This is a genomic window from Parvularcula mediterranea, from assembly GCF_013085255.1.
In the GTDB taxonomy this organism is placed as follows: Bacteria; Pseudomonadota; Alphaproteobacteria; order Caulobacterales; family Parvularculaceae; genus Parvularcula; species Parvularcula mediterranea.
On sequence record NZ_JABFCX010000001.1, the window covers coordinates 20,141 to 33,376 of the forward strand.

Sequence of the window (13,236 nt, forward strand, 5' to 3'; positions counted from 1 at the left end):
CGCTCTTCAACCCGTGAGTCTTCGCGAGCCTGACTGTCAGCTGAGTCTAAGCCTCACCTCTGGGCAGCCAGATGGCTGCTCAGAGGAGGGAGAGATCAGAAACCGATCGTGAAGCGAAGGCCGGTCGAAACGGCGCTTTCTTCAGGTGTCAGGAGAGGTTGGCTATCCCACTGGCTGAACACCGAGAGGCTGGCGCGGTCGCTAAGAACCGGGCGGCCGTAAAGGACTTCCGCTACGTAGCGGCGTTCCGCATTCCCAAGGCCAATGACGCTCGGCAGGAAGCCAAGCTCGCCGGTGGCGCGATCCACAACACCGTAGGAGCGCGTTTCGAGGGCGCCTGATTCGATGTTCAGGGGCTGTGCGAAGGAGAAGCGGATGTGGTCCGTCTTGCCGAGGAAACCGCTCTTGGTCAGCGCTGCTTGGTAGGCTGTTGTCGTGACGCCGTCCTGTCCGATGGCGAGGATGCCGTCATCGTTGGCGGAGCCTGTGGTCCGGCCAGCCGTCGCGCTGAGCGCGAGGGTGAGGCCGCGGCCGAGGGCGCTTTCCATGCTGACGGTCATTGAGCGGCTTTCGGCGGTTTCGCCGAAGCTCAGCGCACCAACCGATTGGCCGCCGAGGAAGCCTTCTTCCTCATTGAGGGCGGTCAGGCCGAAGGAGAGGCTGGTGCCTTCCATGAGCTGGTAAGCGACCGCGGCGTTGGCGGCCGTTGCGCGGTAGCCTTCTGTGCCGGCGATGCGCTCATCGAGGACGCCTGAGAAGGGGTTCACCACGAGGTCGGCATCGTCCCGGGCGCTGATGCCGCCGGAGAGGGTGAAGCGCTCGGACAGCTCAAACGCCGCGCGGACGTAGCCGCCGCCGGAGGCGAGGCCGAGCATCGGGTTCACGCCGCCGGTGAGGACGTCGTGGTCCGACGTCATGGCGAAGCTGGAGCCGGAGAAGGCGAGAGCGCCGTCGCCGTGGCCGAAGGCGAGGGTCATGCCTGCGCGGTCGGCGGTGAGCTTGCCGTGGGTTTCAAAGGCGACGCCGCCTTCGGGGACGATCAGGCCGTGGGCCGGTTCGCGGGCCTCGAGCGTGAGGCTCCAGCCGAAATCTTCGCCGCCCATGACGAGGCTGTCCTTGGGCGAGGCGTCGGTGAAGTGACCGGTGCCGGAGAAGCTGAGGCCAGCGACGGACTGGGTCTGGCCGGTGGTGGCGCCGACGCGGTTGCCGAAGTACTGCTCGACAGCGGTCTCGCGGGTGACGGCTGGGTCGAAGGCTTCGGCTTCGAGGACACCCACCGGGATTTCGAAGTCGCGGAAGGTGGAGCCGATCGATTCAAACGCAGTGACCGTCGCACGGCGGTTCACGCGGGCCATCAGTTCAGGCGAGAGGCCTGCGTCGAGGATGGAGACCTCGCCGCCACGGGTGCGGAAGGTGAGCGCGTTGACGTCAATAGGCCGTTGCGATGCCGAAACGTTGAGGCGGCCCCAGCCGTATACTGCGTCGACACCCGGATCGCCGAGGTCGTCGGCAGTGCGGAAGAGGATCTCAGCGGTCTCTTCTGGGTTGTCGGAGAGCCATTCCCAGCGGCTTTGCAGGAGGGCCGCGGCGCCGGAAACGAGGGGGGCTGCAAAGCTGGTGCCCGAAGCGCGGCTGACGCCGTCTTCGGTGGCGACGAGGATCTGCTGGCCCGGAGCGACGAGGAAGCGCTCCATCATCGGGGTGCAGGTGCCGCGGCTGATGAAGCATGCATCGCCCGGGGTGTTGGAGAAGTTGGCGATCTCGCCCGAAGGGTCGAGGGCGCCGACGAGGATCAGGCGATCGACTGCACCGCGGGTCCCGCCCATGCGGACATCGTCGCTCTGGACGAGGCCGTCATTGCCGGCGGCCATGACGAAGAGCGCGTCCTTGGTGGAGCGCTTGACCTGGCCGTCGCGGAAGACGTCTTTCCAACCGTCAGCGAAAACAGCGCCGCTTTCGCCGAGGGAGAGGTTGATGATGCTCGCGCCGGAGCGGCCGAGGGCGGAAATCGCGTCCATGACGGCGAACTCGTCAGCGGCGCCAGCCGCGTCGAATGGGTTGGCGACGAGGACGGAGGCCTCGGGCGCGACGCCCATGACGCCGTCGCCATCGAGGGCACCAGCGGCAGCGCCGGTGACGGCGAGACCGTGGGCCTGGTCGTCGAAGACCTGTCCGTGGATCAGCTCAGCGCTGGAAACCGCGCCGTTGCCTGCGAAGGCCTGGTCGACGAAGCCGATGGTGACGCCTTCGCCATAGCCAGCGATCTCGGAGAGGCGCGGCGACCAGTTCACGGCGCTCATCCAATAGTCGGGATGGTCGACACCGAGGAAGGTGTAGAGCTGGTCGTTGAGGTCGATGAGGAAGGCTGTACGTTCCGCCTCGTTCATGGCGAGGAAGCCAGAGAAGCCGTCGCCGGAGAGGCCGTGCTTCTCAAGGAAGCCCGCAAGGAAACCGTCCGTGAAGCCAGCGCCCGTTTCGGCTTCGATAAGAGCGCCGTAGCGGTCTTCAGCCGCGGCGTAGAGGCTCGAATATTCGGTGTACGCACCGTTGAGGGCGGTAGCGGTCTCACCGATGGAGCGCAGCTGGGCCGAGAGGCCCTCAATGCCGCCGAGGGAGCCGACGAGGGCTTCGATTTCGGCGAACTTCAGCGGGTCGATGTGCAGCGACAACTCCGCAAGATCCATGTCGCCAAGCTGGGCGGCCAGAGCGTCGAGCTCATCGGCGAGGCCAACAAGGCTCATCAGCGGGTCGATGTGCAGCGACAGGCGCTCGAACGACATCGACTCGGTCAGGCCAAGCTCGACCAACGCCGAGAGGACCAGCGGATCGATGTGCAGGCTGAGGGGATCGATGTGGAGCGACAGCGGGTCGATGTGGAGAGAGAGCGCGTCGATGTGCAGGCTGAGCGCCTGAAGCTGCACGGCGAGGGGGTCGATGTGCAGGGACAGGGGATCAATGTGCAGGCTGAGCGGGTCGATATGGAGGCTCAGCGGATCGATATGCAGCGACAACGGGTCGATATGCAGGCTGAGGGGATCAATGTGCAGCGACAGAGGGTCGATGTGCAGGCTCAACGGATCAATGTGGAGCGAGAGCGGATCGATATGGAGGCTCAACGGATCGATGTGCAGAGACAGCGGATCGATATGAAGGCTGAGCGGATCAATGTGCAGCGAGAGTGGGTCGATGTGCAGGCTGAGCGGGTCGATGTGGAGGCTCAGAGGGTCGATGTGAAGCGACAGGGGATCGAACGTGCCCCAGAAGAAATCGGCCTGACCGGTCAGCATCTCTTCGCTGCCTGACAGGGAATCCCACTGCATCGCCATGAAGCCCAGCGCCAGCGGGTCGATGTGCAGGCTGAGCGGATCAATATGCAGGGACAGCGGATCGATGTGCAGGCTCAACGGATCGATGTGGAGCGACAGCGGATCAATATGGAGGCTGAGGGGATCGATGTGCAGTGAGAGCGGGTCGATGTGGAGGCTCAGCGGATCGATATGCAGGCTGTTGGCGTCGAAGAAGCTCGTGCCAAGCGCGCGCTGTAGCGGGTCGATGTGCAAGCTCAACGGATCGATATGAAGCGAGAGCGGATCAATGTGCAGGCTGAGCGGATCGATATGAAGGCTCAGCGGGTCAATGTGGAGGCTCAGAGGATCGATGTGGAGCGAGCGTGTCGACATCGACATGGTGCTCGCAGAAGCAACTGAACCGGCCGCAAGGGCAGCAATACCTGCCGTCAAAAATAGCTTTTTCATTACACGTCTCCACGCACGTGCACCCGAATATGGGCACACCTATCCCGTGCGTTAGCGATTAGTTAGGACACATTATCAACTTTTCCGCAACCATAACGTACAGTTACAGGACGGAAACGTGATCGATCGCGAGCGATTTGGTGACTTGGTAACGCTCGGAAAACACTGAATTTCGGGTGGAGTCGTCTCAAATTTTAGACAAAGGTTTAGGGATCACCCTGTGTAACAGTTCCTATAAGGGTTACCACCTGTGGCTGTGGTTCCTCAGGGTGGGTTCACGGGGCCTACCAGATCGTGCATAGGGCGGCCCTTGAAGATTGCTGCGGCGCGGCGAAATGAGCCACGCCGACGAAGGAGAAGACGTGATGCGTCTGTCGATGCTCAAGGCGAAGCTGCACCAGGCGACGCTGACCATGACCGACCTGCACTATGAGGGCTCGATCGCCATCGACGAGGACCTGCTGGAGGCTTCGGGCATCCTGGCGAACGAGAAAGTCGATGTCTGGAACATCACCAATGGCGCGCGTCTGACGACCTATGCGCTGCCTGCCGAGCGCGGCAGCCGGGAGATCATGCTGAACGGCGCGGCGGCCCGCCATGCCCACCAGGGCGACCGGGTGATCATCACGGCGTTCTGCGAGGTCGAGGCTGACGAGGCGAAGACCCACAAGCCGACCGTGGTCCTGATGAACGAGGACAATTCGATCAAGAAAGTCTTCGAGGGCTGACGCCTCAGGCGGCGGCGAGCCGCTGTCTTGCCCTGACGGCTGCGACGGTCACGCCCAAGGCATAGATGTCGTAGACGGTGTGGGCGGTGATCGGGACCAGGAGGTTGCCGGTCCACACCATGAGCCCCGCAAAATAGACCCCCATGACCCCTGTGATCAGGATGTAGATCCCGTTCGCGCCATGCACGATGCCGAACAGGATCGAGGGCAGGACGAGCCCCGCGAGAAGGCCCAGATGCTCGGTGGCGAGGGACTGGAGCGCACCCCTGAAGAGGATCTCCTCGCTGATCCCGGCGCCAAGGCTGATCAGGGCCACCGAGACCCAGCCGACATCGAATCCGCGCTCTGTGAAGAGGGTAACCTGCCTGTCGCGGAAGGCGCGGACACGCTCGGCCCGGGACGTCATGATGAAATGCAGGAAGGCGATGAGCGGCAGGGCAGCTGCGACGCCCATGACCGGGGCGAGGGGGTCAAAGCGCAGGAGCTCGGGGATCGGCACGGCGATCTCGTGCGCGGCCAGCCAGCCGATCGTGCCCATGGCGACGAAGCCGACCATGGAGCCGAGGACGATCGAGACAGGCGAGGGCTTCCCGGCCTCTTCCTCATCCTTCTTCACGAAGGAGAGGTAGGCGAGGCTGACGAGGAACGCGCCCAGCGCGATTACCCCTGCGGTGGTGAGCATGGGCCGGAGGAGGTCCGTGCTGACCTCACCCTTGGCGAGGAGGAAGCCGATGGCGCCTGCGAGGCCGACGAAGATGCCGAGGGCGAGACTTTGGACGAGGCGCTGGAACATGGGTCGCGGGCTTTGGAATGCGGCTGATTTGAACAGGGTCACACGGACCGAAGCTCAAGATCAAGGCGAGGTTCCGGGCGCAGGCCCTTAGCCCCGAACCGCCTTGGCATCATTGCTCCGACGCAACATGATTGCTCTTTCGCCGCACCCCTCTCGCGCCCTAGAATAGGGGCGTGACAGACAGTGACGAAGCCATTGCGCGCAACCATGCGCAGCGCCTGCGGGACCTCGCAGGAGAGCTTCGCGATTCAGGCGCGGCCTTCTCACAAGAGACCCTGCAGCAGGCATCGGAAACGGCCGCGAAGGCCCTCGAAAGCCTCGCTGAAGCCTTCGAGGAAGCGGCTGGCGAGTAGGCTCTAGGCTTTCGCCGTTGCCTTTTTGCGCGGCCTGCGACCGCGACCGCCGCGTGCGGGTTTCTGGCCCTGTTTCTGAGCCTGTCCCTGAGGCTTGCCGCGTCCGCCCTGACGGCGCGGGTTCTGGCGTTGGCCGCCACCGCCCTGTTTGGGGGGAGGCAGGTCCTCGAGGTCGTCCTCGTAGCCTTCGCCGACGGGCAGGACGGGGATATCCTGCCGGATCAGCTTCTCGATGCCGCGCAGGTAGCTCTTCTCATCGCCGGAGACGAGGCTGATGGCGTTGCCGTCGCGGTCGGCCCGGCCGGTGCGGCCGATCCTGTGGACATACTGCTCAGGCACGTTGGGCAGCTCGAAATTGATGACATGGCCGAGGCCCGAGATGTCGATGCCGCGGGCTGCGATATCCGTCGCCACGAGGACGTTGAGCTTCTTCTCCCGGAAAGCACCGAGGGCGCGCTGGCGCTGGCCCTGGGTCTTGTTGCCGTGGAGGGCAGCGGCGTCGATGTCTTCCTTGGCGAGGTGGCGGACGAGCTTGTCGGCGCCGTGCTTGGTCCTCGTGAAGACGATGACCTGGCCGACTTCCTTGCGGCGCAGGATATCAGCCACGAAACGGGGCTTGTCGCCGCGCTTCACGAAATAGGCCGACTGCTCGACCTTTTCTGCGGTGGAGGACTGGGGCGCGACGGAGACTTCCTTGGGATCGGTGAGGAAGCCGCCGGCCAGGTCGCGGATAGTCTTGGGCATGGTGGCCGAGAAGAGCATCGTCTGGCGCTGGGGCGGGACGAGCTTGGCGATCCGGCGCAACGAATGGATGAAGCCGAGGTCGAGCATCTGGTCCGCCTCGTCGAGGACGAGGTGACTCACATGGTCGAGGGTCAGGAACTTCTGGGCGATCAGGTCTTCGAGGCGGCCCGGCGTGGCGACGAGGATGTCGACGCCTCTTGCGAGCGCGGTCCGCTGCGGATTGATCTTCACGCCGCCAAAGGCGACCACGACCGACAGGCTGGACTTGCCTGCGTAGGTCTTGAAGCTGTCGGCAATCTGGGCCGCGAGCTCACGCGTCGGCGCGAGGACGAGGGCCCGGCAGGACCGTTTCTCTGGCCGAACGTTCTCCTTCAGGAGCTTGGTGATGATCGGCGCAGCAAACCCAAGCGTCTTGCCGGTGCCCGTCTGGGCGATGCCGAGAATGTCGTGGCCTTCAAGCGAGAGCGGGAAGGTCTGTTCCTGAATGGGGGTGGGCTTGGAATAGCCCTCGGCCTTCAGCACCTCGACGATCGAGGGTGCGAGACCGAAACTGTCAAAAGAATTCATGCAAACTTTCGTGGCGCCCCGCGTCCGGCGAAGCGCTTGTCCGAGATGGCCGCGTGATGGGCCGCAATCGGGTGTTTTTTTGGGGAGGGACCGGCAAGGGCCGGGTTCACGCGCCTCCGCCGCGATGGCTCATGGGCCACGCGATCCTGTGTGCGGTGCACCTAAAAAGGGGCGGGGTCAAGGCGAGAGTTGGAAGGGGCGCTGTGCCCCCTCAGTCAGCTTTGCTGACAGCTCCCCCACGGGGGAGCGGGGCGCCGCACTTCCCCCGCGGGGGAGGTGCCCGGAGGGCGGAGGGGGCTCGCCTGCCATCTCCTGCCTTGGCGAGCGTGGTTAATTCAGGCAGGAACCCGCGCCATGACGAAGACGAACCTGCGAGGCTTGCTCCTCGCCGCCTCCGCCCTTCTCGTTCCCGCTGCGGCCCATGCGCAGACGGAGCTTCCGCTTTCCCGCCTTTTCGAGAGCCCTGGCCTGTCGGGGACCAGCCCGCGGTCGGTGAGCTATTCGCCTGACGGCTCGATGCTGACCTTCCTCAAGGCTCGGGAGGATGACCAGTCGCGGCTCGACCTCTGGGCCTATGACGTGGAGAGCGGCGAAGCGGCGATGCTCGTCGATTCAAAGACGCTGGAGCCCGACGATTTCGAGCTGTCCGAAGAGGAGAAGGCGCTTCGTGAGAGAAAGCGCATCGCAAGCTCCAAAGGTATTGTTCAGTACCAGTGGGATTCCAAGGGCGAGCAGATCCTCGTGCCCCTTGCCGGTGATCTCTTCCTCGTGTCGGTCGCGGACAAGGATGTCCGTCAGCTGACGGATACCGAAGGGTTTGAATATGACGCGAAGGTTTCGCCCGATGGAGGGTTCGTGTCCTTCCTGCGCGACGGTTCGCTCTATTCGATCGACCTCGAGAACGGCCGTGAGCGGAGGATTTCGCCTGAGGGCAAGGATGCTGTCTCTTACGGCACGGCGGAGTTTGTCGCCCAGGAAGAGATGAGCCGCTACACCGGCAACTGGTGGAGCCCTGACGACCAGCGTATCGTCTATACGCGTACGGACGAAACGGGTGTCGATATCATCCCGCGGTTCGACATCGCGGCGAACGACGTCACGGTGATCGAGCAGCGTTATCCGCGTGCAGGCCGTCCGAATGCGGTCGTCGATCTCTACGTCAAGGATATGGACCGTCGCCGTCCGGTGAAGGTGGAGTGGGGCGCTTCGCCTGACACCTACCTTGCTCGGGTCAACTGGGCCGATGCAGATACGCTCTTCATACAGACGGTGAACCGCGACCAGACCGAGCTGACGCTTTCGCAGGTCGACCTCAAGTCGGGCGCGGTGGAAGAAGTCTATACGGAGGAACAGCCTGCGTGGATCAACCTTTCCTATGACTTCCGCGCGCTGGAGGATGGCTTCCTCTGGACCACCGAGGAGACGGGCTTCCGGCACATCTATCACTGGGACGGCGAGGGCAAGAAGACCCAAGTGACCCTTGGCGACTGGCAGGTGATCGGGATCGAGGCTGTCGATAAGGAGGCCGGGGAAGTATACTTCACCGCGCATCTCGACACGCCGCTGGAGCGCCACCTTTACAAGGTGAGCTATACCGATCCCGGCGAGCCCCAGCGCCTGACCCAGCTTGGCCGCAGCTGGCGCATCTCGATGGCGCCCGATGCGAAGAGCTTCGTGGGCACCTCGTCAAACCCCAACACGCCGCCCCAGACCGGGCTTTACGAGGCTGGCGGTGAGCTGATCACCTGGGTCGAGGAGAACGCCCTCAACCGGATGCATCCCTACTACCCTTATCTCGGGGCACACTCGGCGCCGGAGTTCGGTACGCTGACGGCCGAGGACGGGCAGGTGATGCACTATAAGGTCATCAAGCCCCATGATTTCGATCCGAACAAAACGTACCCGGCGATCCTCTCCGTCTACGGAGGGCCGGGTGTCCAGCGGGTGACCAACAGCTGGGGCCGCACCTCGGAACAGTACCTGCAGCAGCAGGGCTATGTCGTCTTCCAGATGGACAACCGCGGCTCCGATGGCCGGGGCAAGAAATTCGAGGACGTCCTTCACCGCGACATGGCGACGGCCGAGACCACAGACCAGCTGCAGGCTGCGAAGTGGCTGGCGAGCCAGGACTTTGTCGATGCGGACCGCATCGGGGTCATGGGGTGGAGCTATGGCGGTTACATGACCCTTCACCTCGCGCTGCGTGCGCCTGAAGGGACGTTTGCCGCGGCCGTTTCAGGAGCGCCTGTGACCGACTGGTCGCTCTATGATACGTTCTACACGGAGCGTTATATGGATACCCCGCAGGGCAATGAGGCGGGCTATGAGAGCTCTTCGGTGTTCCCGTATCTTTCGGATTTCGAGACGCCGCTGATGATCATTCACGGCATGGCGGACGATAACGTCACCTTCGACAACTCGACCCGCGTCTTCGCCGAGCTGCAGGCGATGGGTAAGCATTTCGAGATGATGACCTATCCCGGCCAGCGCCACGGCATCGGTGCGGGCAAGGTCGGCGAGCACCGGTGGATCACGACGCTCAACTTCTTCGAGCGCCACCTGAAACCGGGTGAGTAAGAGAAACTGATGCCGCAGGGTCAAACTGCGGCACATTCTCTCATCTCTGTGATCGTGAATGAGAACTTTCTGCGGTCACGCTTACGGGTTCACTGGACTCAAACGTCCTAGTGGTTAGTGTCCGCGCAAACAAAACGGGGGTCGCTCACGTGCGCCTTGCATCACTTCTTTCTCTTCTCCTTCTGATTGTTCCGGGCGCGTATGCCCAGAAAAACGGGCCGACCTTCACCGGCACGGGCTCGGGCGCGAGGGCTTTCCAGCAGCTCGATGACCAACTGCCGACGCCGAACGTCTATCGCGCGGCTACCGGTGAGCCTGGCCCTGCCTACTGGCAGCAGAAGGTCGATTACGACATCGAGGTGGAGCTGATCGAAGCGGACCGCCGCATCGAAGCCTCCGAAGATATTACCTACACGAACAATTCACCCCATGAGCTGCGCTACCTCTGGGTGTCGCTGGACCAGAACAGGTTTGCCGATGGCTCGCTGGCGAGGACGTCCGAGCGGCTTGCAGATGCTGGCCGCCGTCCGGGGTCGAACACCGCGCCGCAGCTCTCCTTCGGCGCGCTCGCGCGGATTGAAGGGTTCGAGCAAGACGATTACGGCTTCAAGATCGAGGGGGTCACAGCCTCGAACGGCAACGAGCTGCGCCACACCATCGTCGACACGATGATGCGCGTCGATCTTGCCCGCCCCCTGCGCCCAGGTGGCCGGGTCGAGTTCACGATCGACTGGTCCTTCACCATCATCAATGAGAGCGTCATTGGCGGTCGCGCAGGCTGGGAAGCGTTCCCGGTCGATGCCGAAGAGCCGACCAACGACGCCATCTTCTCCCTCGCCCAGTGGTTCCCGCGCCTTGCGGCGTTCACGGACTATGAGGGCTGGCACAACAAGGCCTTCCTCGGCCGTGGCGAGTTCACGCTCGAGTTTGGTGACTATGAGGTCGCGATTACGGTGCCTGCTGACCATATCGTCAGCTCCACCGGCGTCCTCCAGAACCCGAACCAAGTCCTGACCGCTGAGCAGCGCAGCCGTCTCGAAGAGGCCCGCGACGCAGACAAGCCGGTCTTCATCGTCACCCCTGAAGAGGCGATGGAGAACGAAAAGGAAGGCACGGACCGCATGAAGACCTGGCGGTTCAAGGCGGACAATGTCCGTGACTTCGCCTGGTCCTCCTCGCGCAAGTATATCTGGGACGCGATGGGCTATCGTCAGGATGATGACGATATGCCGTTCGTCATGGCGATGAGCTTCTACCCTAACGAGGCGATGCCGGTCTGGCACCAGTACTCGACTGAAGCCGTGATCCACACGATGGACGTCTACAACAAGTTCTCGTTCAACTATCCGTACCCCACGGCCCAGTCGGTCAACGTCTGGGAACGCGGCGGCATGGAGTATCCGATGATCACCTTCAACGGGTATCGTCCGAACGCGAACGATGCCCCTGACGGAGAGGTCACCTATTCCCGCGGTGTGAAGTACGGCCTGATCGGCGTGATCATCCACGAGATTGGCCACATCTACTTCCCGATGACGGTGAACTCGGACGAGCGTCAGTGGACGTGGATGGACGAGGGCATCAACACCTTCCTCGAATATGTCGCGGAGTATGAGTGGGAGGAGAACTTCCCGATCCTCGGCGGCAAGGTGAACCCGAACGACGCGATCACCCGCTACATGACGAGCTCCAACCAGGTGCCGATCATGACCCAGTCGGACTCGATCGTGCAATTTGGCCCCAATGCCTACTCGAAGCCCGCTTCGGCGCTGATGATCCTTAGGGAGACGGTGCTCGGGCGTGAGCTCTTTGACGAGGCGTTCCGTGAGTATTCGCGCCGCTGGAAGTTCAAGCGTCCTCAGCCTGCGGACTTCTTCCGCACGATGGAGGAAGTGTCGGGCAAGGACCTCGACTGGTTCTGGCGCGGCTGGTGGTACACGACCGATCACGTCGACATCGCCGTGACGGGTCTTCAGACCATGAAGATCTCCTCGCAGGACCCCGATGCCGAAGTGGACTTCAAGCGTGACGCCCAGGAAGAGGCCGAGCCGGAGCCGCTGGTCCAGCGCCGCAACCGCGCAGAGGGCCTGACGACGCGTCTCCAACGCCGTGAAGACGAGCTGACGGACTTCTACAACGAAAACGACAGCTTCGAGGTCAACAACAAGCAGCGCAACGCGTTCCAGTCGTTCCTCAAGGGCCTCAATCCGCAGGAGCGTGCGCTCTACGACCGGATGATGGAGCGCGATCCCTTCATCCATGTCATCGACTTCGAAAATGTCGGCGGCCTCGTCATGCCGATTCCGCTGGTCCTGACCTATGCGGACGGTTCGACGGAAGAGATGCAGCTCCCGGCGGAAGTCTGGCGCTATGATGCGGAGCGTTTCTCGAAGCTCATGGTAACCGATAAGGAAATCGTCAGCGTCCAGATCGATCCCTATAATGAGATCGCCGATGCCGATGGCAGCAACAACGACTTCCCGTCCAAGGTTCAGAAGAGCCGCTTCGAGCTTTACAAGTCGAACCGCTCACGGACGAACCAGATGGCCGACAGCCTCGTGAAGCTGAAGTCTGACGAGGAAGAAGACCTCGAGCCGACCGAGCTTGACGGCGACGCCAAGGGCGAGACGGCGGAGGACGAAGGTCCTTCCGTGCCGCTCGAGCCGGCTGGCGGCGAAGCCTCCGAAGGTGACGATGACGGGCGCTAAGCCCTTCATCGCAGCGGCCCTGTCCCTTGCGCTTGCCTGCGCGGGGACGGCGGCGGCGCATAGGACCCCTGACGCCTACATCACCGCTGAGCGGGTCGAGATTGGCGGCGAGGCCGTCACTGCTCTGACGATCAGGCTTGATGCGGAGGATGCGCTCAGGATCGCGTCAGGTTCGGAAGCTCTTGATGCTGATCTTTCGAAGGACGAGGTGAAGGCGCGGCTTGCGACCCACCTTGGCCTACGGCTCGATATCGGCGAGGCGGAGCTTTCCTATTTCGGCGGAGAGGTCGAGGGCGATGCGGTCTTTGTCTACCTGACGGGACCGGCTGCGCTCGAGATCAGGGGCGCCCGGGTCCTTTCATCCGTCTACCGCGAATGGACCAATGTCGTGGAAGACAAGCGCTCCGACGGCCCGACGCGCATGTTCACTCAGAACGGCGAGCTGGCCCCCGGTGAACAGCTGATCCACCAACGGCACAAGCATTAGCGTCTAGAGGCGCTTCTCCTCGATCCAGGCATCGACGAGAGCGCTGTAGGTCTCCTCGGCGTCGAAGGATTGCCTGAGGCCGACATCTTCTTCTGGCAGCATACGGACGATGTAGCGGGCGCTGGTGATCCGGCCCATCGCCTCGGTGTCGCGCTCGCGCTCCATCAGCAGGGCTTCGTAGGTACCGATCCAGGTCCGGCCGAGGGGCGCATAATCCGGGCTCGGCAGGGACAGGCGCTGGCCATAATCGACTTTCACGATGGCGAAGGCCTCACCGCCCCGGCGCAGGGTTTCGCCTGCGGCGCGCGCGAGCATGGCCCGCTCCATGTCCTTCGTGCCCATGGCGAGGGGCTTCTGGGAGCTGATCTCCAGCCGGTTGTTGCCGAGATAGGTGACCTCGGTCACCCGGTCGATCTGGGACCAGGCCCGGTCGTCGGACGAAACCGCGGTGGCACAGGCGGCGAGAAGCGCCAGGATGATGAAGCCGAGATGCAAGCGCATGGCTGTCTCCCAAAAAGAAATAC

At 63.1% G+C, this 13,236-nt stretch carries 9 protein-coding genes; 5 read left to right on the top strand and 4 right to left on the bottom strand.

The features are described 5' to 3' along the window. Positions 1–95 precede the first annotated feature (95 nt). Positions 96–3,755: a S8 family peptidase gene (locus HK107_RS00100; RefSeq protein ID WP_173195585.1), complete on the bottom strand. Its 3,660-nt coding sequence runs from the start codon at positions 3,753–3,755 to the stop codon at positions 96–98. A 365-nt stretch (positions 3,756–4,120) separates the two neighbouring features. On the opposite strand from HK107_RS00100, the gene panD reads away from it, so the two are divergent. Beyond that, positions 4,121–4,483, top strand: a complete 363-nt coding sequence (gene panD / locus HK107_RS00105) for an aspartate 1-decarboxylase (protein ID WP_173195587.1) — start codon at positions 4,121–4,123, stop codon at positions 4,481–4,483. A gap of 4 nt (positions 4,484–4,487) precedes the next feature. Here panD and HK107_RS00110 read toward each other — a convergent pair whose 3' ends face one another. After that, positions 4,488–5,276 (bottom strand): CPBP family intramembrane glutamic endopeptidase, encoded by a 789-nt coding sequence (locus HK107_RS00110; protein WP_173195589.1) that lies wholly within the window; start codon positions 5,274–5,276, stop codon positions 4,488–4,490. Positions 5,277–5,449: 173 nt separating this feature from the next. On the opposite strand from HK107_RS00110, the gene HK107_RS00115 reads away from it, so the two are divergent. Further along, on the top strand, positions 5,450–5,629 hold the full coding sequence (locus HK107_RS00115) for a hypothetical protein (protein WP_173195591.1): 180 nt from the start codon (positions 5,450–5,452) through the stop codon (positions 5,627–5,629). A gap of 3 nt (positions 5,630–5,632) precedes the next feature. Here the strand turns inward: HK107_RS00115 and HK107_RS00120 are convergent, their stop codons facing one another. Beyond that, complete coding sequence (locus HK107_RS00120) at positions 5,633–6,940, bottom strand: DEAD/DEAH box helicase (protein ID WP_173195593.1); 1,308 nt, start codon at positions 6,938–6,940, stop codon at positions 5,633–5,635. 354 nt (positions 6,941–7,294) lie between these two features. Between HK107_RS00120 and HK107_RS00125 the strand changes: the two genes are divergently transcribed. The 3 genes from HK107_RS00125 to HK107_RS00135 all read left to right on the top strand — a co-directional run bounded on the left by HK107_RS00125 (position 7,295) and on the right by HK107_RS00135 (position 12,712). Beyond that, a complete protein-coding gene (locus HK107_RS00125) occupies positions 7,295–9,517 on the top strand; it encodes a S9 family peptidase (protein WP_173195595.1) in 2,223 nt (740 codons plus the stop codon). Positions 9,518–9,666: 149 nt separating this feature from the next. Further along, positions 9,667–12,225, top strand: coding sequence for a M1 family metallopeptidase (locus HK107_RS00130; protein WP_173195597.1), 2,559 nt, complete (start codon positions 9,667–9,669; stop codon positions 12,223–12,225). Then, complete coding sequence (locus tag HK107_RS00135) at positions 12,206–12,712, top strand: hypothetical protein (RefSeq protein WP_173195599.1); 507 nt, start codon at positions 12,206–12,208, stop codon at positions 12,710–12,712. Before HK107_RS00130 ends, HK107_RS00135 begins: the two co-directional genes overlap by 20 nt. A 3-nt stretch (positions 12,713–12,715) precedes the next feature. Here the strand turns inward: HK107_RS00135 and HK107_RS00140 are convergent, their stop codons facing one another. Continuing rightward, the gene (locus tag HK107_RS00140; protein ID WP_173195602.1) at positions 12,716–13,213 is read right to left on the bottom strand and encodes a hypothetical protein; all 498 of its coding nucleotides are present in this window, start codon (positions 13,211–13,213) and stop codon (positions 12,716–12,718) included. Between the last annotated feature and the right edge of the window lie 23 nt (positions 13,214–13,236).